The following is a 19,471-nucleotide window of genomic DNA, read 5'->3' on the forward strand; positions in this document are numbered from 1 at the left end:
CGGCGCTCGAAGGAACGGCCGCCGCGGTCGTCGCGGTTGAAGCCGCCCGACGGACGGTCGTCACGGCGGAAGCCACCGGACGGACGGTCGTTGTCGCGACGGAAGCCACCGGACGGACGGTCGTTGTCGCGACGGAAGCCGCCCGAGGGACGGTCGTTGTCACGGCGGAAGCCGCCACGGTCACCACCGCGGTCGTCACGACGGTCGTCGCGGCGCTCGAAGGAACGGCCGCCGCGGTCGTCGCGGTTGAAGCCGCCCGACGGACGGTCGTCACGGCGGAAGCCACCGGACGGACGGTCGTTGTCACGGCGGAAGCCACCGGACGGACGGTCATTGTCACGGCGGAAGCCGCCCGAGGGACGGTCGTTGTCACGGCGGAAGCCGCCACGGTCACCACCGCGGTCGTCACGACGGTCGTCGCGACGGAAACCGCCACGGTCGCCACCGCGGTCACGGCGCTCGTAGTTGCCCCGCTCGTCGCGGAACGCCGGGCGCTCCTCGCGACGCTCCTCGCGGCGCTCCTCGGCGACCTGAGCGGCCGCCACCGCGGCGACCTCGGCCTCGGCGGCCTCCGTCACCTCGGCCACGGCGGCCTCCGGGTCCTCGCCCCGCTCGCGCGCGGAACGGGCGACCAGGCGGTCGGCCTCCTCGCGAAGCTCGGCGGCCCGGCGCGTCAGACGCTCCAGCTGCGCGGTGAGCTCGGCGACCTCGCGCTCGGCCTGCTTGGCGGCGTTGTTCGCCGAGTCGGCCTGGACCTCGGTCAGCGAACGGGCGCCGGTGATCTCGGCGACCTCCGGGTCGAAGGCGCCGGCGCTCTGGATGATGTGGCGCGAGGCGTCGACGCCCGCGTCCTCCATCAGACGGAAGATCTGGCGACGCTGGTGCGGCAGGGACAGCGACACGACGACGCCGGACTTGCCGGCACGGGCGGTACGGCCCGAGCGGTGCAGGTAGTCCTTGTGGTCGCCGGCCGGGTCCACGTTCAGGACCAGGTCGATGCCGTCGACGTGGATGCCGCGGGCGGCCACGTCGGTGGCGACGAGCGCGTTGACGTAGCCCTTCTTGAAGTCCTCGAGGACTCGGGTACGCGCGCCCTGGGTCATGCCGCCGTGCAGCGCGTCGGCCTTCACGCCCGACTCGCACAGCTGCTCGGCGATGCGGTCCGCGCCCAGCTGGGTGCGGACGAAGATGATCGTGCGGCCGTCGCGGGCGGCGATGGCGGCCGTGACCGGCGCCTTGTCCTTCGGCTTCACGACCAGGACGTGGTGGGTCATCGTCGAGACGTTGCCCTGCGCGCTGTCGACCTCGTGCGTGACGGGGTTCGTCAGGTAGCGCTTGACCAGGGTGCTGATCTCGTTCTCCATGGTGGCGGAGAAGAGCATGCGCTGGCCGCCGCCGGGGATCTGGTCGAGCAGCTCGGTGACCTCGGGCAGGAAGCCCAGGTCGGACATCTGGTCGGCCTCGTCGAGGACGGCGACCTGGACGTTGGCGAGCGAGCAGGCGCCGCGGTTGATGAGGTCACGCAGGCGGCCCGGGGTGGCGACGAGGACGTCGACGCCGCGCTCCAGGGCGTAGATCTGGTTGCTCATCGACGTACCGCCGCAGACGACCTTCATCTTCAGGCCGAGCACGTCGCCGTACGGCTGGAGCGCGTCCGCGACCTGCATCGCGAGCTCACGCGTCGGCGTGAGGATGATCGCGCGGGGCTTCTTCTTCTCGGTGTGGCCGCCGGCCAGCTGCGCCAGGGTCGGCAGACCGAAGGAGAGGGTCTTGCCGGAGCCGGTGCGGCCGCGGCCGAGGATGTCCTTGCCGGCCAGGGCGTCCGGGATGGTCGCCGCCTGGATCGGGAAGGGGCTGGTCACGCCGTTCTGGGCGAGCTTGCGCACGACGCCCTCGGGCAGGCCGAGGTCGGCGAACGTGACGGTGGGCTCGGAGGACTCGGCCTCGGTGGACTCGGTCTCGAGGGACTCGAGCTCGGCCTCGGTCACGACGGTGTCGGCGGCCTCGAGGACCTCGATGATCTCGTCGTTCTCGGGCATGACGGCGTGGTCAGAACTGAAAATGGACATGCGAAATGCGAAACCTTCCGGAGTCTCGGCACGCGCCCGTCAACTCCGTGAATTCGCAAATCGACCGCCTCAATGCGGTCAGCCACGGCTAGGGAGAGTACGCGCCACACGGCGCTCTTCTGTTTCGGCGCCGGGCAATGGGATCAAACGATCTATAACCATACGCACCCTCCCCGCCTCAATGCAAACCGGGGTCCGTCACACCGGCCCGACCTGCGGCGATGCCTCCGGCTCCCTCGGTCCGCCGGGCGCGTCCGCGGCCCGCATGGCACCCATGTGGGTGTCCGCCCCGGGCGTCGAGGTCGGCGGATCCGTCGGTTCCGCCGTCGGCTCGGGAGTGGGCTCCGTGGTCGGCTGCGGCTCCTGCGTCTCGGACGCCGAGGGGTCGACCGGGGGCGGGGTCTCCTCGCCGGGCGCACTCGGCCCACCGGCACCACCGGCCCCGCCCGCACCACCCGCACCACCGGGCTCCTGGGTCGGCTGCGGCTTCCCGCCCGGCCCCGCGGGCGCCCCCGCCGGAGGCCTGCCCGACGCCGACGGCGAACCGCTCGGCACCGGCGACTCCTCGCCCGCGCCGTCCGCGTCCGGCCCGCCCCCGCCCGACTCCGCGTGCGCCTCCCCGCCGCGCCCGCCCGACCCGCCGGCACCGGCGTCCGCCTCGGCCGCCACGCCCTGCTTCCCCGCGGACTTGCCGGGCGCCGGCTTCGTGCCCTCGTCACCGACACTCATACAGCCGCTCAGACCGGCGCAGGCGGCGACCGCCAACGCGGTGGCGGCCCATCTCACACGGGTGGGCAAATGGCGCACGGAGGGCACCTCCAGGACACAACGGGCAGGACAGGCAGGACGGGGAAAGCGTTTCGCTGCCCAACTCCCTCCGCGCCACAAGGGACACGCCCCCGACCGCCCCGGCCCGTCCGGGCACGGCACCGCCCCCGGAGACCGGCCGAGACCGCTGAAGATCGGCGAGGATCGGCGAGGATCGGCGCATCCGCCGAAACCACTTCCGTCGGACAGCCCGCGACCGGCCCCCCTTCACCGACAATGGACGGTGTGCTGGAGATGACGCGCGACACGTTCGAAGAACTGGTGGCCCAGGCCCTGGACACGATCCCGCCGGAGCTCACGCGGGTCATGGACAACGTGGCCGTGTTCGTCGAGGACGAACCCGACCCGTCCGACCCCGAGCTCCTCGGGCTCTACGAAGGAACGCCCCTCACCGAACGCGGGGAGTGGTACGCCGGCGTCCTGCCGGACCGCATCTCCATCTACATGGGCCCCACCCTGCGCTACTGCGCGACCCAGGAGGACGTGGTCCACGAGGTCGCGGTGACCGTCGTCCACGAGATCGCCCACCACTTCGGCATCGACGACGAACGCCTCCACGCCCTCGGCTGGGGCTGACCCGGAACCGGCCGCCCGACCGGCCGGAGCCCCGCCGGGAAACCGTTTTGGCGATAGCCGCCGCCATCCCATATGCTTCTCACGTCCCCGACGCGCTGCGAAGCGCCCAGGTGGGCCCTTAGCCCTCATCGTCTAGTGGCCCAGGACGCCGCCCTTTCAAGGCGGTAGCACGGGTTCGAATCCCGTTGGGGGCACGCAACAACGTGTGCGAGACTTGTTCTCGCACATTGCAAGGTCCTGTGGAGCAGTTGGTTAGCTCGCCACCCTGTCAAGGTGGAGGTCGCGGGTTCAAGTCCCGTCAGGATCGCTGAGGCTGGAAACGGCCTCGTGGCTGGGTAGCTCAGTTGGTACGAGCGATCGCCTGAAAAGCGATAGGTCGCCGGTTCGACCCCGGCCCCAGCCACCAGAGAAGGCCCCGTTCGAGAGAACGGGGCCTTTCGCGTGTCCGGACACCCCTCCCGTACGTACGGACAAGAGAGCGCGCCCGGCCCCGTGCGGACCGGGCGCGCCCCGCGTGCGTCAGGCCTCCTCGCGCTCCCTCTCGCGCGCCGCCCCGCGCCGGCCCCGGACCGCGAGCGCGACCGCCGCCGCCGCGACGACCGCCGCCAGCAGCGCCCAGTCCGGCACCGCCCGGCCCACCGCCGCCACCCGCTCCTCCACCGCGAACGAGTCGTCCACCGACAGCAGCCCCGGCAGGGCCGTCGTGCCGTCGAACACCAGGAAGAGCGTGCCGAGGAGCACGAAGAACAGCCCCGACAGCAGCGACGTCGAGTGCGTCTCGAACCGCCCCAGCCGGACCGGCCGGCCGCGCAGCCAGCGCCTGCGGCCCAGCTCGTACCGCTCCCAGCACAGCGCGAGCAGGAACAGCGGCACCGCCATGCCCAGCGCGTACACCGCGAGCAGCAGCCCGCCGTAGACCGGACTGCCGCTCAGCGCCGCCACCGTCAGGACGCTGCCGAGGATCGGGCCCGCGCAGAACCCGGCGAGGCCGTAGACCAGGCCGAGGGCGTAGACGGAGACCGCCGTCATCGGGCGGATCCGGCCGCTCACCTCGGCGAGACGGCGGGAGGCGAAGCCCATGCCGAGGAGCTGCAGCACCCCGAGGGCGATGATCAGCCAGCCGCCGACGGCCACCAGCAGGTCCCGGTGGCCGTAGAAGAGCCGCCCGGCGAAGGAGCCGGCCGCGCCCAGCGGGACGAGGGTGGTGGCCAGCCCGGCGTAGAAGACACCCGTCCGGGCCAGCAGCCGCCGCGGCGAATCGATCGAGTACGCGAAGAAGGCCGGCAGCAGCAGGGCGCTGCACGGGCTCAGCAGGGCGAGGAGGCCCCCGAGGAGCGCCGCCAGATAGCCGATGCCGGAGGTCACTCCCCCGCCGCCCCGCGCTTGGCCTTCGCCGCCTTCGCGGCCGCGTCGACGGCGTCCGTGAAGGCCTCCATCGGCTGGGCGCCGGCGATCGGCCGCCCGTTGATCAGGAAGGACGGGGTCGAGGTCGCGCCGAGCGTGTACCCCTGCTCCTGGTCCTTGGTCACCGCCGCCCGGGCCGCCGCGCTGTCCGTGTCCCGGGTGAACCGCGTCAGGTCCGCGACGCCGGCCTCCTTCGCCAGGGCGGCGAGCCGGTCCGCGCCGAAGCCCTTCTCCTTCGCGCCCTCGGCGTAGGCGGCCCGGTGGAACTCCCAGAACCTGCCCTGCTGCCCCGCCGCCCACGAGGCGCGGGCCGCCGCCTCCGACTCCTCGCCGAAGATCGGGAAGTTCCGCCACTCGATGCGCAGAACGCCCTTCTCGACGTACTTCCGGATCAGCTCGGGCTCGGTGTCCCGGGCGAACTTGCCGCAGTACCCGCACTTGAAGTCGGCGTACTCGATCAGCACCACGGGCGCGTCGGGCCGGCCGAGGGCCAGCTTGTCGGCGGCGTCGCGCCGGGCGTACGCCTCCAGCTCCGGGTAGACGCCCGCGGTCGGGTCGGCGGAGACCTCCGCGACCGACGAGGCGCCGCCGGATCCGGGCGACGAGGGCTTGGTCGCGGTGTACGAGACGACCCCGAGCAGGGCCGCGGCGACCGCGACCCCGGAGACGATCAGGACCGGCGTGGTCCGGGACGAACGCCCCGACGACCCGGACCGGGCCCGGGACTTGGACGTGGGCCCGGGCTTGGACCCGGAGGTGGACTTCGGCGTCGACTTCGACGCTGAGTTCGACTTCGACTTCGACGAGGAAGCCGACTTCGACAAGGAAGGGGACGTGGAGCCGGGCTCGGGCGTGGACTTGGGCATGCGGAAACGCTCCTGGACGGAAGTAGGACGGGCGGCGGAGGTGACCGGCCCGTCTAGACCCGCAGGATCGACAGCTCCATGGGCGACGGCGGTACGCGCTCCGGCGGTGCCGGCCCCGACGGGAGGTCCCGTATGTCCTGGTCCCCGTCCCAGGGCCCGTCGGTCTCCCGGGCCCGGGTCAGGGCGGGCAGCAGCTCGCCGAACCCGGACGGGCGCGGCGGAGTGGCCGGGCGGGCGGCGCCGTCGGCCGTGTGCCCCTGGTCGCAGCCGGGCACGGTGGCCCCGGCGCTCACGGCCACCACGGGACCGGCCCCGCTCCCGCCGCCCGGAACGGAAGCCGCGGCCGAAGCCACCTCCGGGCCCGGGGCCGTACCCCCGCCCGTCACCACCCCGGCCGCGCACAGCAGCAGCCCCAGCACGAGTGCCGGCAGCACGGCGCACGCGGCCGACGCGCGGACGGTGCGGACCATGGGGGGCCTCTCGGATCTCGGCTCGGGGCGACGTGCCCGAAATATTACGGCCCGGCCGGTGACGGGCCCGCCCGCCCGGGGAACGTGCGGTCCCCGGGCCGCCCGCCCCGCCCGGGAAATCGGTTCGCCGGTTCTCGGCCACAGGTGCGATCCTGGAGGCCGTATGTCTACTTCCTTCGCCGCCCTCCAGTCCCTCCTGGCCGAGGTCTCGCTGCGGGACGCCCACCGGCTCGGCCGCCGCCTCGAGGGCGCCCGCCGCATCCGCAAGCCCGAGGCCCGCGAGGCCGTCCTGGACGAGATCGCCGCCGAGGCCGGCAAGGCCAAGGAGCGCGTCGACGGACGGGCCGCCCGCGTGCCCGCCGTCACCTACCCCGAACAGCTCCCGGTCTCGCAGAAGAAGGACGCGATCCTGGAGGCGATACGCGACCACCAGGTCGTGATCGTCGCCGGTGAGACGGGCTCCGGCAAGACCACGCAGATCCCGAAGATCTGTCTGGAACTGGGCCGGGGCGTGCGCGGGATGATCGGCCACACGCAGCCGCGCCGGATCGCCGCCCGCACGGTCGCCGAGCGGGTCGCGGAGGAGCTGAGGACGCCGCTGGGCGAGGCGGTCGGCTGGAAGGTCCGGTTCACCGACCAGGTGAACCCCGAGGCGACCTTCGTGAAGCTGATGACGGACGGCATCCTGCTCGCCGAGATCCAGACGGACCGCGAGCTGCGCGCCTACGACACGATCATCATCGACGAGGCCCACGAGCGGTCCCTCAACATCGACTTCCTGCTCGGCTATCTGGCCCAGCTGCTGCCCAAACGCCCCGACCTGAAGGTCGTGATCACCTCCGCGACCATCGACCCCGAGCGCTTCTCCCGTCACTTCGGCGACGCGCCGATCGTGGAGGTCAGCGGGCGGACGTATCCCGTCGAGGTCCGCTACCGCCCCCTCCTGGAGGAGGACTCCGAGGAGTCGGACCGGGACCAGATCACGGCGATCTGCGACGCCGTCGACGAACTCCAGGCCGAGGGGCCGGGGGACGTCCTCGTCTTCCTCTCCGGCGAGCGCGAGATCCGCGACACCGCCGACGCGCTGCTGAAGAAGCAGCTCCGCGGCACCGAGGTCCTCCCGCTCTACGCCCGCCTGAGCCACGCCGAGCAGCACCGCGTCTTCCAGGCCCACTCCGGCCGCCGGATCGTCCTCGCCACCAACGTCGCCGAGACCTCCCTGACCGTCCCCGGCATCAAGTACGTGATCGACCCGGGCACCGCCCGCATCTCGCGCTACTCCCACCGCACCAAGGTCCAGCGGCTGCCGATCGAGCCGGTCAGCCAGGCCAGCGCCAACCAGCGCAAGGGCCGCTGCGGCCGTACGTCCGACGGCATCTGCATCCGGCTCTACAGCGAGGACGACTTCCTGTCCCGCCCGGAGTTCACGGACGCCGAGATCCTGCGTACGAACCTGGCGTCCGTCATCCTGCAGATGACCGCGGCCGGCCTCGGCGAGATCGAGAAGTTCCCCTTCATCGACCCGCCGGACCACCGCAACATCCGCGACGGCGTGCAGCTCCTCCAGGAGCTGGGCGCGATCGACCCGGCGGAGAAGGATCCGAAGAAGCGGCTGACGCCATCGGGCCGCAAGCTCTCCCAGCTCCCCGTCGACCCCCGCCTGGCCCGGATGGTCCTGGAGGCCGAGAGGAACGGCTGCGCCCGCGAGGTCATGGTGATCGCGGCCGCGCTCTCCATCCAGGACCCGCGCGAGCGCCCGGCCGAGAAGCAGGCCCAGGCCGATCAGCAGCACGCCCGCTTCAAGGACGAGACCAGCGACTTCCTGGCCTACCTCAACCTCTGGCGGTACGTCCGCGAGCAGCAGAAGGAGCGCGGCTCCAGCTCCTTCCGCCGGATGTGCAAGCAGGAGTACCTCAACTTCCTGCGCATCCGCGAGTGGCAGGACATCTACGCCCAGCTCCGCACGGTCGCCAAGCAGATGGGGATCCACCTCAACGAGGAGGACGCGCCCGAGCAGTCCGTGCACACCTCGCTCCTCGCGGGCCTGCTGTCCCACATCGGGATGAAGGACGTGAAGGAGGGCGCGAAGAACGAGTACCTGGGCGCCCGCAGCGCCAAGTTCGCGGTCTTCCCCGGTTCGGCGCTCTTCAAGAAGCCCCCGCGCTTCATCATGTCCGCGGAGCTGGTGGAGACCTCCCGCCTGTGGGCCCGGGTCAACGCGAGAATCGAACCGGAGTGGATCGAGCCGCTCGCCCAGCACCTGATCAAGAAGACGTACAGCGAACCGCACTGGGAGAAGGACCAGGCGGCCGTCATGGCGATCGAGAAGGTGACGCTCTACGGCGTGCCGATCGTCACCGACCGCAAGGTGAACTACGGCCGGATCGACCCCGAGGCGAGCCGCGACCTGTTCATCCGCAACGCCCTCGTCGAGGGCGACTGGCGCACGCACCACAAGTTCTTCTCCGACAACCGCCGGCTCCTCACCGAGGTCGAGGAGCTGGAACACCGGGCCCGGCGCCGGGACATCCTCGTCGACGACGAGACGCTGTTCGACTTCTACGACCAGCGGGTCCCCGCCCACGTGGTGTCCGGCGCGTACTTCGACTCCTGGTGGAAGCACAAGCGCCACGAGGAGCCGGAGTTCCTCGACTTCGAGCGCGAGATGCTCATCAACGAGAAGGCCGCCGGGGTCACCAAGGACGACTATCCGGACTCCTGGCGGCAGGGGCCGCTGAAGTTCCGGGTGACGTACCAGTTCGAGCCGGGCGCGGACGCCGACGGCGTCACCGTCCACATCCCGCTCCAGGTCCTCAACCAGGTGACGGACGAGGGCTTCGACTGGCAGATCCCGGGCCTGCGGGCCGAGGTCGTCACGGAGCTGATCCGGTCCCTCCCGAAGCCGATCCGCCGCAACTACGTCCCGGCGCCGAACTTCGCGACCCGCTTCCTGGACACCGCCGTCCCCCGCCAGGAGCCGCTGGAGGTCACCCTCGCGCGGGAGCTGCAGCGGATGGTCGGCGTCCCCGTCACGGCGGACGACTTCGACCTCTCCCGGATCCCCGACCATCTGAAGATCACTTTCCGGATCGTCGACGAGCGGCGCCGCAAGCTGGCCGAGAGCAAGGACCTGGAGTCGCTCAAGCTCCAGCTGCGTCCGAAGGCCCGCCAGGCGCTCTCCAAGGCCGCCGCGGCGGCGACCGGCGGCCCGGACGGCTCCGGGCCGTCCCTGGAGCGTACGGGGCTCACGGACTGGACGATCGGGACGCTCACCCAGGTCTTCGAGACCCGGCGGGCCGGCCAGCCCGTCAAGGCGTACCCGGCGCTGGTGGACGAGGGCGCGACCGTCGCCGTACGCCTCTTCGACACCGAGGCCGAGCGGGCGCCCGCGATGTGGCGGGGCACGCGCCGGCTGATCCTGCTGAACATCCCGGTGAACCCGGCGAAGTTCGCCTCGGACAAGCTGACCAACCAGCAGAAGCTGGCCCTCTCCCGGAACCCGCACGGCTCGATCCAGGCCCTCTTCGAGGACTGCGCGACCGCGGCGGCCGACAAGCTGATCGCGGACCACGGCGGTCCGGCCTGGGACGAGGAGTCCTTCCGGAAGCTGTACGACAAGGTCCGCGCGGACCTCGTCGACACGACCGTACGGACGGTGGACCAGGTCCAGCAGATCCTGGCGGCCTGGCAGGCCTGCGAGCGGCGCCTGAAGGCGACGAACAGCCTCGCTCTGATGAAGAACCTGGCCGACGTGCGCGAGCAGCTGGCGTGGCTGGTGCCGGCGGGCTTCGTCACCAAGACGGGTCTGCGGCGGCTGCCGGACCTGATGCGCTATCTGGTGGCGGTGGACCGGCGGCTCCAGCAGATGCCCACGGGCGTCCAGCGGGACACCACCCGCATGGAGAAGGTCCACGAGATGCAGGACGAGTACGCCTGGCTGCTCGAACAGCTCCCGCGGGGACGGCCGGTGCCGAAGGAGGTCACCGACATCCGCTGGATGATCGAGGAGCTCCGGGTCAGCTACTTCGCGCACGCCCTGGGGACGGCGTACCCCGTCTCCGACAAGCGGATCGTGAAGGCGATCGACGCGGCGGCGCCGTGACGGGACCCTCGCCCGGCGCCAGTTCGACCTGACCCTCTGACCTGCTGTACAGTCTCTCTCGCAGCCCAGGCAGTACGGAGCTGCGAGCAAGGTCCTGTGGAGCAGTTTGGAGTGCTCGCCACCCTGTCAAGGTGGAGGCCGCGGGTTCAAATCCCGTCAGGACCGCCGTATTCGAGGCCCGAGTCGTCAGACTCGGGCCTCAGTCGTGCGTCCGGCGTATTGACGGCGCCGGGTCCGCGCGGGTACCCCGGACATCAGGGAATCGGGGGCCCACACCGGAGGTGGTCGCTCATGGCCGCGGCGTCCGCAGCACGTCAGTCGAGACACGAGACACGCGCGCTGCTGCGCGCCCATCTGGCGGCCGCGTCGCGCTACGGCCACATCACGCGCCACTGCCCCGTCTGCCATCGCCTCCTGAGGCTCGCCATGGACGCCCAGGAGCCCGTGGAGGTGGCCCTGGAGGGCCTGGAGGCCCGGGAGCCCGAGCCGGCCGTCGAGGACGAAAGTCCCACCGCCCCGTGACCTACGGCGGGTTGAGCCTCCCTCAGGGAGTGGCAGGCTGTTCCTTGGCAAGACTTCGCCTGTGTGACGGGTGTCACTGCATGAGTTTTCGAAACCCCTTCACTTACACCCTCCCTACACGCACCCGATTTAATATGTGCAATTGCACCACCCCTCCCATGTCCGGCGCGGGCACAAAAAAGATCGCGCTGGACCCGGCGGAGTCCAGCGCGATCGATGACCAAAAGCCTGTTGGGGCAGGCGCCGGTCGGCAGAGCTAGGGGTGGGCGGACCGGGTTGGGGGACCCGGAAATGCCCGGTGAAGCGGGGTGTTGCAGGTACCTCAGGCCTCGCTGCGCTGCTGCGGAATACCCGCCAGCAGTGCGCGGACCTCAGCCTCGCGGTACCGGCGGTGTCCACCCAGCGTGCGGATGGACGTGAGCTTGCCGGCCTTCGCCCAACGGGTAACCGTCTTCGGGTCCACACGGAACATCGTGGCAACCTCGGCGGGGGTCAGCAGCGGCTCGGCATCAGGGGTGCGAGCGGTCATGAGCGGCCTCCTCGGGAGAACCGAACCTTCTCGGTTCTTTCCTCTAAATTCTGCACCTTGACCCGCGTTGCCCGAAATGGCGGACGCGAGCCGAGTCGGTTATAGGACGAACGGCTTGTCCTCGGCACTACAACTACACCATCCGTCCAGCCACGTCGGCCAAACCGATGGAATTGCCCTCGCAGGTGTTCATCAGCGGCGGAAGTCGATGGACCATGCCATAACGGACAGTCACGCCACTGTGACGATCAGTCACAGAGCGATCAGGAGTCCTCAGACCCCCCATAGAGTGCAATGCTGAGCGTTCCGCCCAAAGATGGACGGAAGGAACCCTCCCCGGACTCCTTGTCCTATTTTGGCACGAGGGTGGGCGATGGGCGCAAGGGCGCGGTAAGTGCTGTCCGTCACGCTTGAGCCAAAGGCCCGGATCGGGACCTACGTCCCGTCGCGCGCCGGACGGCCCTCCGTACCGTCTGAAGATCATTTACATCAGACGGAGGCGTCTTGTCGATGATCAGTTCGCGAACCGCAGGTTCCGGATCTCCCGCCACCGCTCCGCAAGCCGCGCGTACGCCTCTCCCGCCGCCTCCCCGTCGCCGTTCCGCAGCGCCGCGATCCCCTCGGCCACGTCCGCCGCCGACCGGTCGCCCGCGAGCCGCTCCGCCGGCACCGCGTGCACCAGGCCGCCGTAGTCCAGCTCCACCAGCGAGCGCGGATGGAACTCCTCCAGCCACCGGCCCACCTCGACCAGGCCCTCGGCCAGCGGCCCCTCCTCGGCCGACTCCCGCAGGGCCCGCAGCGCCCGCGCGAGACGCCGCCGCGCCTGCACCATCGGCGTCCGGTAGCGCAGGACCGGCGGCGCGGCCCCCACGCCGGCCACCCCCGCCCTCCCCGGCACGTACTCCCGCTCCTCGTCACCGAAGAGGGTGAACCAGCGCACCGGCACCTGCCAGACCGCCGTACGGATCCACGGCCGCGCGTCGGGGTTCAGCTCCCGCCACCGCTCGTGGTCCGCCGCCACCTGCTCGCGCACCACCGGCGGCACCATCGCGTCCAGCACCGGCCCCGGGACCTCCCAGCCCTCCGCCAGCTCCGTCAGCGCCAGCCAGCCCCGCAGCCGGGTCAGCCAGGGGCAGACGACGACCACCCCGTCCAGCAGCGCCACGAACGCGTCCCCGCTCTCGTGGACCGGCACGGGCACCGGCGGAACCGGCACCAGATCCGCCAGCGACCGGCGCAGCTCGTCCTGGGCCGTGGGGAGGTCCGCCCGGCGCGCGTACCGCGCCCACTCCCCCCGCTCCGGTTCGGGAAAGGCCGCCAGCGGCTCGTACACCCGCAGATAGGAGGCGTAGGGGACGAGGACCGAGGAAGCGACCGACATGTCGCAAATCCTTCCACGGAGGTACTCCGGGAGGGGGTGATCCTGCGCACGACGGCCGATCCACCCGCGCGGAGGACTTACTCTCTTGCCCAACCGGTCCTCCCCACCCGCAGGAGGACCACCCCCTCGCCGCTTCTTACTTGGGAGTCACCACCGTGACCGATGTGACCGGCGTTCCTGACGTTCCTGCTGACGTGCTGCACACCCTGTTCCAGTCGGAGCAGGGAGGCCACGAGCAAGTCGTGCTCTGCCAGGACCGCGCCTCCGGCCTCAAGGCCGTCATCGCCCTCCACTCCACCGCCCTGGGCCCGGCCCTCGGCGGCACCCGGTTCTACCCGTACGCCACCGAGGCGGAGGCGATCGCCGACGCGCTCAACCTCTCCCGGGGCATGTCGTACAAGAACGCCATGGCCGGCCTCGACCACGGCGGCGGCAAGGCCGTGATCATCGGTGACCCGGAGAAGATCAAGACGGAGGAGCTGCTGCTCGCCTACGGGCGTTTCGTGGCCTCCCTCGGCGGCCGGTACGTCACCGCCTGCGACGTCGGCACCTACGTCGCGGACATGGACGTCGTGGCGCGCGCCAACGAGTGGACCACCGGCCGTTCGCCCGAGAACGGCGGCGCCGGGGACTCCTCGGTCCTCACGGCCTACGGCGTCTTCCAGGGCATGCGCGCCTCCGCGCAGACCCTGTGGGGCGACCCGACCCTGCACGGCCGCAAGGTCGGCGTCGCGGGCGTCGGCAAGGTCGGGCACTACCTCGTCGAGCACCTCCTGAAGGACGGCGCCGAGGTCGTCGTCACGGATGTCCGCGAGGAGTCCGTGCGCCGGATCACCGACAAGTTCCCGCAGGTCACCGTCGTCGCCGACACGGACGCGCTGATCCGCGTCGAGGGCCTGGACGTCTACGCCCCCTGCGCGCTGGGCGGCGCCCTGAACGACGAGACCGTGCCGGTCCTGACCGCGAAGATCGTCTGTGGCGCGGCCAACAACCAGCTCGCGCACCCCGGCGTGGAGAAGGACGTCTCGGACCGCGGGATCCTCTACGCGCCCGACTACGTCGTCAACGCCGGCGGCGTCATCCAGGTCGCCGACGAGCTGCACGGCTTCGACTTCGACCGGTGCAAGGCCAAGGCGACGAAGATCTTCGACACCACGCTGGCCATATTCGCACGTGCGAAGGCGGACGGCATTCCGCCGGCCGCGGCCGCCGACCGCATCGCCGAGCAGCGCATGGCCGAGGCTCGCCGCGGCTGAATCTTGACAGGGCCGGCCCGCCGACCGCTCTTTGGACGTTCGTCCAGAGCGAGACATGACTCACCCCGGTCGGCGGGTCGGCCGTGCAGAAGAGGTTAAAATCGCGACTGACCAGCGAGGACAGGGCACCTTGATGGTTCTGTACCGGGGCATGTGATGCGTGCGGCGTACCGTATGGCCACGGAAGCAGGTACCGTTGAACCCCTACGGACCGGTCTCTCCCTGGAGAGTCCGATCCGAACCATGAACGCGTGTCAAGACTCTGGGGCCGTCGAGCCCCGTCACCGAGGGGGTCGAGCCATGGGGCGCGGCCGGGCAAAGGCCAAGCAGACGAAGGTCGCCCGCCAGCTGAAGTACAGCAGCGGCGGGACTGACCTGTCGCGTCTGGCCAGCGAGCTGGGCGCTTCGACTTCGAGCCAGCCGCCTAATGGCGAGCCGTTCGAGGACGACGACGAGGAAGACGACCCGTACGCGCAGTACGCGGATCTCTACAACACGGACGACGAGGACGAGGACGACGAGTCCGGTCCCGGCGCGTCGTCCCGGCGTCGCGCTTGACCTCTTAACAAAGAGCGCTGCTCTCGACAGAAACCCGGTCCGGGGAACACGGACCGGGTTTCTGTGCTGCTCGGACCCGTCGCCGCGGGACGGGCAACGGTCCGGGGCCGGACAGCGCAGCGGGCGGCCCGGAGACGACTCCGGACCGCCCGCGGCCGTTCTACTTCGCGTAGTCCCCGACCAGCTCGGCGCCGGTGGAGCGGTCGCCGCGCTCGGTGATCTCGCCCGCGACCCAGGCCTCGACCCCGCGGTCCTCGAGCGTGGCCAGGGCCACGTCCACGGACTCGGCCGGGACGACGGCCATCATGCCGACGCCCATGTTCAGCGTCTTCTCCAGCTCCAGGCGCTCCACCCGGCCGGCCGTGCCGACCAGGTCGAAGATCGCGCCCGGGGCCCAGGTCGAGCGGTCGACCGTGGCGTGCAGGCCGTCCGGGATCACCCGTGCCAGGTTGGCGGCCAGGCCGCCGCCGGTGATGTGGCTGAAGGCGTGCACCTCGGCGGTCCGGGTGAGCGCCAGACAGTCCAGGGAGTAGATCTTCGTGGGCTCCAGCAGTTCCTCGCCCAGGGTCCGGCCGAGCTCGTCGACCCGCTGGTCCAGGGTCATGCCGGCGCGGTCGAAGACCACGTGGCGGACGAGCGAGTACCCGTTGGAGTGAAGGCCGGAGGACTCCATGGCGATCACGGCGTCACCCGTACGGATGCGATCGGGACCGAGCAGCCGGTCCGCCTCGACCACGCCGGTACCGGCGCCGGCGACGTCGAAGTCGTCCGGGCCGAGCAGGCCGGGGTGCTCGGCGGTCTCCCCGCCGACCAGGGCGCAGCCGGCCAGGACACAGCCCTCGGCGATGCCCTTGACGATGGCGGCGACCCGCTCGGGGTGGACCTTGCCGACGCAGATGTAGTCGGTCATGAAGAGCGGTTCGGCGCCGCAGACGACGATGTCGTCCATGACCATCGCGACCAGGTCGTGTCCGATCGTGTCGAACACGCCCATCTGGCGGGCGATGTCGACCTTCGTGCCGACGCCGTCGGTGGCGGAGGCGAGCAGCGGACGCTCGTAGCGCTTGAGGGCGGAGGCGTCGAAGAGGCCGGCGAAGCCGCCCAGGCCACCGAGGACCTCGGGGCGCCGGGTCTTCTTCACCCACTCCTTCATGAGCTCGACGGCGCGGTCGCCCGCTTCGATGTCGACGCCCGCGCTCGCGTAGCTGGCGCCGCCTTCGGCACTGGGGTTCTGAGACATGGGTTCAGAGCTTTCGTGTCGTACTGCGGGGTGTGCGGCGGGGTCCTACGGGCGACGCAGCGCGTCGGCGGCCGCGGTGGCGGCGGGTCCCGCGGCCAGTTCGGTCTCCAGCAGCTGCTTTCCGAGCAGCTCCGGGTCCGGAAGCTCCATCGGGTACTCGCCGTCGAAGCAGGCACGGCAGAGATTCGGCTTCTGGATGGTGGTCGCCTCGATCATCCCGTCGAGGGAGATGTACGAGAGGGAGTCCGCGCCGAGCGACGTGCCGATCTCCTCGACCGTCATGCCGTTGGCGATCAGCTCCGCGCGGGTCGCGAAGTCGATGCCGAAGAAGCACGGCCACTTCACGGGCGGGGAGGAGATCCGGATGTGGACCTCGGCGGCGCCCGCCTCGCGGAGCATCCGGACGAGGGCGCGCTGGGTGTTGCCGCGGACGATCGAGTCGTCGACGACCACGAGCTTCTTCCCCTTGATGACTTCCTTGAGGGGGTTCAGCTTCAGCCGGATGCCCAGCTGGCGGATGGTCTGGGAGGGCTGGATGAAGGTGCGGCCGACATAGGCGTTCTTCACCAGGCCCGCGCCGAAGGGGATGCCGCTCGCCTCGGCGTAGCCGATCGCGGCAGGGGTGCCGGACTCCGGCGTCGCTATGACGAGATCCGCCTCGACCGGGGCCTCCTTGGCGAGGCGCCGGCCCATCTCCACGCGGGAGAGGTAGACGTTCCGTCCGGCGATGTCGGTGTCCGGGCGGGCGAGGTACACGTACTCGAAGACACAGCCCTTGGGCTTCGCTTCCGCGAATCGTGAGGTGCGGATGCCGTTCTCGTCGATCGCGATCATCTCGCCCGGTTCGACCTCGCGGACGTAGCTGGCGCCGCAGATGTCGAGGGCGGCGGATTCGGAGGCGACGACCCAGCCGCGCTCGAGGCGGCCGAGGACCAGCGGGCGGATGCCCTGCGGGTCACGGGCGGCGTAGAGGGTGTGCTCGTCCATGAAGACGAGGGAGAAGGCGCCCTGGACGTCGGGCAGGACCTTCGCGGCGGCCTGCTCGATGGTGAGCGGCTTGCCGTCCTCGTCGACCTGGGCGGCGAGGAGCGCCGTGAGCAGGTCGGTGTCGTTGGTGGCCGCCACCCGGGTGGTGCGGCCCTCCTGCTTGGGCAGCTCGGCGACCATCTCGGCGAGCTGCGCCGTGTTGACCAGGTTGCCGTTGTGGCCGAGCGCGATCGAGCCGTGGGCGGTTGCCCGGAAGGTCGGCTGCGCGTTCTCCCACACGGAGGCACCGGTGGTCGAGTAGCGGGCGTGACCGACCGCGATATGACCTTGGAGGGAACCGAGAGAGGTCTCGTCGAAGACCTGGGACACGAGGCCCATGTCCTTGAAGACGAGGATCTGGGAGCCGTTGCTGACCGCGATTCCCGCGGATTCCTGGCCCCGATGCTGGAGGGCGTACAGCCCGAAGTACGTGAGCTTTGCGACCTCTTCACCCGGAGCCCAGACACCGAAGACGCCGCAAGCGTCCTGGGGGCCCTTCTCGCCGGGAAGCAGATCGTGATTGAGTCGACCGTCACCACGTGGCACGTCTCCGAGTGTAGGGGAGGTCGACCACTGGTCCGAATTGGCGAAAACCGCAGGGTCCGTTTTTGGTGTGATCGTACGAGCTGATCCACAGGCCCGTGCGGTACGCACCCCGGCAGGGTCGGGGGCCAAGGGGGAGACGGGCGGGACGCCCTTGCGCAGAGACGGGCCGGGAGGGTGCTACTCACCGGTAATACGGTTGCCGGGGCGCCCCGGATGTGACGCAGTTCGCAATGCCGACCCCCGGAGCCGGCGCCCCGGGGACCGCGCGGGGAAGGGATTCGCGCGGGCCCCGGGGACGCCGAGGTCCGGTCGGCGCACCTGCGGCGGGTGCGGCGGTCAGGACGTCGCGCCCGCCGCCGGCTTCGCGGTCGCCGCGAAGCCCTTGCCGTCGGCGGTGGCGAAGGTCAGACCCCGGTGGCGCAGCTCGTACGTCGCCGTCCCGCCGAACACCTCGTACAGCTCGGTCTCCAGCTTCATCTGCGGACCGGCGCACATCATGCGGGTGGTCGTGACGTCCCCGAAGGTGACCGTCTTCCCGGAGACCTTCGCGGTCGTGGAGAACCGGTTGCAGCCCAGGCTGCCCCGGACCTTGCCGTCCTTGTCGATCACGAAGTGCGCCTTGCCCTCGGTGCCCTTCGGCACCGACGAGGCGGTCTGGCCGGTGAGGAGGGAGTCGACGGTCCAGGTGGTGCCGTTGAGCGGGGCGGGCGGTTCGGAGGTCAGCGCGAGGACGGTCCGGCCGTCGGAGGAGCGGAGGGTGAGCCGGTCGCCGTCGAGCTTCGCCTTCAGCGGGCCGGCGAACGCCTTCTGGAGTCCGGCCTCGAAGGCGCCCTGCTCACCGGGACAGGCCATCTCGGTGCCGACGCCCTGCTTCACGGTGACCGTGTCGCCCTCGACCTTCACGGTGGCGCCGAACCCGTTGCACCCGCTGTTCCCCTTGGCCTGGCCGTCCTTGCCGATCTCGACGTGGGCGCCGTCCGGGGCACGGGTCTCCTTGCCCTCCACGGTCATGGAGTCGAAGGCCCAGTGGACGCCGGCGACCGGGACGTCGGGGGCGACCGTGCCGGCGCCCGGGTCCGATCCGGACTTCTCGGTGCCGCACGCCGAGAGCACGACGAGCGAGGCCAGAACGGCGGTGGCTGCGGTGGTACGTGTCTTCAGCATGGGGATGTGACGGACGGGCGGTACGAACGGTTCCGCTCGGCCTCCCGCCCGTCGGCCGTTCGGGTGCACGGGGCCGGTCCGCCGGCCGGCCGGGCCCGGGCGGGGCCACCCGGGAGGCTCCGGCTCAGCCCAGGACCGGCAGCAGGCCGGAGAGGTCCGCCCGTTCGCCGCTCGCGGCGACCTTCCCCTCGTCCCGGGCCCGCGCCCAGGTGGTGCGGCCGGTGGCGAGCCGGATCCAGGTCAGGGCGTCCGTCTCCACCACGTTGGGCGGGGTGCCCCGGGTGTGCCGGGGACCCGCCCCGCACTGGACGACGGCGTGGGGCGGGACGCGCACCTCGACCGCGCCGCCCGGCGCCTTCACGGCGAGGGCGTCGGCGAGCAGACGCGCACACGCGGCGAGCGCCTGCCGGTCGTACGGCACGGAGAGCCCGGTCGCCTCGTTCAGGTCGTCGGTGTGGACGACGAGTTCGACGGTCCGGGTGACCAGGAAGTCGGCCAGCCGCATCCCCCCGAACCGCGTCGGCACGAGCCGCTCGTCGTCGGCCCCGGCGATCCGCTCCTCGTACAGCTCCTGCGTCCGCGCGTACAGACCCGGGAGGTCGGCGGTGTCGATCGCCCGGGTGTCCTCGTCGATCCGCGCGGCGGCCGACGCCGTGGCCGCCGGCCAGTCGACCAGGGCGAGCTCCTGCGCGGCCGGCTCGGGCTCGCCGAGGTAGCGGGAGACCGAGCCGAGCACCATCGTCAGGTGTCCGGCCAGGTCCCGTACGGTCCACTCCCCCAGCCGGGTCGGCCCGTCCAGCCGCTCGGGCGGGAGGGCCGTCACCGCCTCCCGCACGTGCCCGAACTGCGCGAGCACGGCGGCCCGGGTCTTGGCGGAGTCGTAACGACGGGGGCGCTTCTTGGCCGGTGGCATGGGAGGGAGCGTAGTCGGAGA

The 19,471-nt window shown here is 71.1% G+C and carries 16 protein-coding genes and 4 tRNA genes; 9 read left to right on the forward strand and 11 right to left on the reverse strand.

The features are described 5' to 3' along the window. Positions 1-2,069: DEAD/DEAH box helicase (locus ACFZBD_RS14440; RefSeq protein WP_391140441.1), on the reverse strand; the 2,069-nt coding region annotated here is incomplete at its 3' end. 198 nt (positions 2,070-2,267) lie between these two features. After that, positions 2,268-2,798 (reverse strand): hypothetical protein, encoded by a 531-nt coding sequence (locus ACFZBD_RS14445; protein ID WP_391139725.1) that lies wholly within the window; start codon positions 2,796-2,798, stop codon positions 2,268-2,270. Between the two features lie 324 nt (positions 2,799-3,122). Between ACFZBD_RS14445 and ACFZBD_RS14450 the strand changes: the two genes are divergently transcribed. From ACFZBD_RS14450 to ACFZBD_RS14465, 4 genes are all read left to right on the forward strand, one after another. Then, positions 3,123-3,473: a metallopeptidase family protein gene (locus tag ACFZBD_RS14450; protein ID WP_391139726.1), complete on the forward strand. Its 351-nt coding sequence runs from the start codon at positions 3,123-3,125 to the stop codon at positions 3,471-3,473. A 121-nt stretch (positions 3,474-3,594) separates the two neighbouring features. Beyond that, a tRNA-Glu gene (locus ACFZBD_RS14455) sits at positions 3,595-3,667 on the forward strand. A 39-nt stretch (positions 3,668-3,706) separates the two neighbouring features. Next, a tRNA-Asp gene (locus ACFZBD_RS14460) sits at positions 3,707-3,780 on the forward strand. Between the two features lie 22 nt (positions 3,781-3,802). Beyond that, a tRNA-Phe gene (locus tag ACFZBD_RS14465) sits at positions 3,803-3,879 on the forward strand. Between the two features lie 113 nt (positions 3,880-3,992). On the opposite strand, the gene ACFZBD_RS14470 is transcribed toward ACFZBD_RS14465, so the two are convergent. The 3 genes from ACFZBD_RS14470 to ACFZBD_RS14480 are packed head-to-tail and all read right to left on the reverse strand — an operon-like array spanning position 3,993 to position 6,213. After that, complete coding sequence (locus tag ACFZBD_RS14470; RefSeq protein ID WP_391139727.1) at positions 3,993-4,838, reverse strand: cytochrome c biogenesis protein CcdA; 846 nt, start codon at positions 4,836-4,838, stop codon at positions 3,993-3,995. Beyond that, positions 4,835-5,743: a thioredoxin domain-containing protein gene (locus ACFZBD_RS14475; protein WP_391139728.1), complete on the reverse strand. Its 909-nt coding sequence runs from the start codon at positions 5,741-5,743 to the stop codon at positions 4,835-4,837. The genes ACFZBD_RS14470 and ACFZBD_RS14475 overlap by 4 nt, the downstream gene beginning before the upstream one ends. A gap of 53 nt (positions 5,744-5,796) precedes the next feature. Continuing rightward, positions 5,797-6,213: a hypothetical protein gene (locus tag ACFZBD_RS14480; RefSeq protein WP_391139729.1), complete on the reverse strand. Its 417-nt coding sequence runs from the start codon at positions 6,211-6,213 to the stop codon at positions 5,797-5,799. A 163-nt stretch (positions 6,214-6,376) separates the two neighbouring features. Here ACFZBD_RS14480 and hrpA point away from each other — a divergent pair, with 163 nt between their 5' ends. The 3 genes from hrpA (at position 6,377) to ACFZBD_RS14495 (ending at position 10,837) form a co-directional block, all read left to right on the forward strand. Continuing rightward, positions 6,377-10,315, forward strand: a complete 3,939-nt coding sequence (gene hrpA, locus ACFZBD_RS14485) for an ATP-dependent RNA helicase HrpA (RefSeq protein WP_391139730.1) — start codon at positions 6,377-6,379, stop codon at positions 10,313-10,315. Between the two features lie 90 nt (positions 10,316-10,405). Further along, a tRNA-Asp gene (locus tag ACFZBD_RS14490) sits at positions 10,406-10,480 on the forward strand. Between the two features lie 126 nt (positions 10,481-10,606). Further along, positions 10,607-10,837: a DUF6274 family protein gene (locus ACFZBD_RS14495; RefSeq protein WP_391139731.1), complete on the forward strand. Its 231-nt coding sequence runs from the start codon at positions 10,607-10,609 to the stop codon at positions 10,835-10,837. Positions 10,838-11,159: 322 nt separating this feature from the next. Here ACFZBD_RS14495 and bldC read toward each other — a convergent pair whose 3' ends face one another. Both bldC and ACFZBD_RS14505 read right to left on the reverse strand, forming a co-directional pair. Further along, on the reverse strand, positions 11,160-11,366 hold the full coding sequence (gene bldC / locus ACFZBD_RS14500; RefSeq protein ID WP_003949541.1) for a developmental transcriptional regulator BldC: 207 nt from the start codon (positions 11,364-11,366) through the stop codon (positions 11,160-11,162). A 514-nt stretch (positions 11,367-11,880) separates the two neighbouring features. Further along, positions 11,881-12,747 (reverse strand): hypothetical protein, encoded by an 867-nt coding sequence (locus tag ACFZBD_RS14505; RefSeq protein ID WP_391139732.1) that lies wholly within the window; start codon positions 12,745-12,747, stop codon positions 11,881-11,883. A 155-nt stretch (positions 12,748-12,902) separates the two neighbouring features. Here ACFZBD_RS14505 and ACFZBD_RS14510 point away from each other — a divergent pair, with 155 nt between their 5' ends. Further along, entirely contained in the window at positions 12,903-14,003 is a 1,101-nt protein-coding gene (locus ACFZBD_RS14510; protein WP_391139733.1) for a Glu/Leu/Phe/Val dehydrogenase dimerization domain-containing protein, read from the forward strand. A gap of 300 nt (positions 14,004-14,303) precedes the next feature. After that, positions 14,304-14,561, forward strand: a complete 258-nt coding sequence (locus ACFZBD_RS14515) for a DUF3073 family protein (protein WP_391139734.1) — start codon at positions 14,304-14,306, stop codon at positions 14,559-14,561. A 160-nt stretch (positions 14,562-14,721) separates the two neighbouring features. Here ACFZBD_RS14515 and purM read toward each other — a convergent pair whose 3' ends face one another. The 4 genes from purM to ACFZBD_RS14535 form a co-directional block, all read right to left on the reverse strand. Next, positions 14,722-15,801, reverse strand: coding sequence for a phosphoribosylformylglycinamidine cyclo-ligase (gene purM, locus ACFZBD_RS14520; RefSeq protein ID WP_391139735.1), 1,080 nt, complete (start codon positions 15,799-15,801; stop codon positions 14,722-14,724). 45 nt (positions 15,802-15,846) lie between these two features. Then, a complete protein-coding gene (gene purF, locus ACFZBD_RS14525; RefSeq protein ID WP_391139737.1) occupies positions 15,847-17,373 on the reverse strand; it encodes an amidophosphoribosyltransferase in 1,527 nt (508 codons plus the stop codon). Between the two features lie 336 nt (positions 17,374-17,709). Continuing rightward, positions 17,710-18,537 carry an META domain-containing protein gene (locus ACFZBD_RS14530; RefSeq protein ID WP_391139739.1) on the reverse strand — a complete coding sequence of 276 codons (828 nt, stop codon included), beginning with the start codon at positions 18,535-18,537 and terminating at the stop codon, positions 17,710-17,712. 124 nt (positions 18,538-18,661) lie between these two features. Next, positions 18,662-19,450 (reverse strand): sterol carrier family protein, encoded by a 789-nt coding sequence (locus ACFZBD_RS14535; RefSeq protein ID WP_391139740.1) that lies wholly within the window; start codon positions 19,448-19,450, stop codon positions 18,662-18,664. Positions 19,451-19,471 lie beyond the last annotated feature (21 nt).

The sequence above is a fragment of the Streptomyces sp. NPDC008121 genome, assembly GCF_042957155.1.
In the GTDB taxonomy this organism is placed as follows: domain Bacteria; phylum Actinomycetota; class Actinomycetes; order Streptomycetales; family Streptomycetaceae; genus Streptomyces.